The sequence below is a fragment of the uncultured Campylobacter sp. genome, assembly GCF_938045595.1.
Taxonomy (GTDB): Bacteria; Campylobacterota; Campylobacteria; order Campylobacterales; family Campylobacteraceae; genus Campylobacter_B.
On the sequence record NZ_CALIBB010000274.1, the window covers coordinates 1 to 1079 of the forward strand.

Consider the following 1079-nt stretch of genomic DNA (forward strand, 5'->3'; position numbering starts at 1 on the left):
AACAAGGAGTGCTAATGAAAAAATTCTATCTTAAAATTTCAGCATTCGCATTTATAGCGACATTTGCAGCGATCCCCGCTACGGCAAAGGTAGGTTTAGAGGATTTTAAAACTCAAGAGGAAAAAGATTTGGCGATCTCTTGCGATGACGGCGATGGGAAATACAGCGCGTGTACGAAACTGGCCGAAATTTTAACCAAAAGATGTGATAATGAAGATTTTAGGAGCTGCGAGATTGCGGGAGAGTTTTTATCTGCATTCGGACGATATAGAGACGCTATCGCTCCTTTAAGCAAGGCTTGCGATGCAAATTTGATGCTGTCTTGCGTTTCGTTAATGACGACAGATATAGCAGCTACGGGGAATATCGATAGGGCGATAAGAAGCTTGGATAAAATTTGCGATGCCAAAATCGACGGCAGTGAGGAATATTGTAAATTTAAAAACGAGCTTGAAATTTGCTTAAAAGATACGGAATGCAATCCGATAAAAAGAGGCAAAGAGCTTCTAAACTGGATCGTGGAGCAATGATATGAAAAGTTTGGTATTGATAGCGATGTTGGCATTCTCGTGTGCGTATGCAGGTTTTGGTTTTAAAGAAAAGGATTTGGCAAATTTATATTCGCTTTGTAATAAGGGCGACGGGAAATATAGTGCCTGCACGAAGCTAACGGATATATTATCAAAGCATTGTGATAGCGGCAATGCCGAAAAATGCGGAGAGCTCGGATATGTGCTATATGAGATAGGTAGGACCGAAGAGTCTATCGCACCATTACAGAAAGCTTGCGATGCGGATTTAGCGTTTTATTGCTTTAAATTAGGATCTGATGAGCTTGGGCGCACAGATAATATAAATAGAGCGCATGCTAGTTTTTCAAAAGCTTGCAAGCTTGGCATTGAAGATGAAAAACTTCTACAAGTATCTTGCATGGCCGAAGATAAATTAAAAGAGTGTTTAAACAATAGCGAATGTAATCCATTAAAAGTGATAGAAAGTATTTACTACACGGCTAAAAATATAATACAAAATTAAAACTTTTAATTAAGGAGTAAAAGATGGCAAATCCAAAGAGGGGC

General features: G+C 38.9%; 2 protein-coding genes. Both read left to right on the forward strand.

The window, feature by feature from the left end; genetic code table 11:
• Nucleotides 1-14 precede the first annotated feature (14 nt).
• Nucleotides 15-530 (forward strand): hypothetical protein, encoded by a 516-nt coding sequence (locus tag Q0340_RS10690; RefSeq protein ID WP_298083289.1) that lies wholly within the window; start codon nt 15-17, stop codon nt 528-530.
• Between the two features lies 1 nt (nt 531).
• Complete coding sequence (locus Q0340_RS10695; protein WP_298083290.1) at nt 532-1035, forward strand: hypothetical protein; 504 nt, start codon at nt 532-534, stop codon at nt 1033-1035.
• Nucleotides 1036-1079 lie beyond the last annotated feature (44 nt).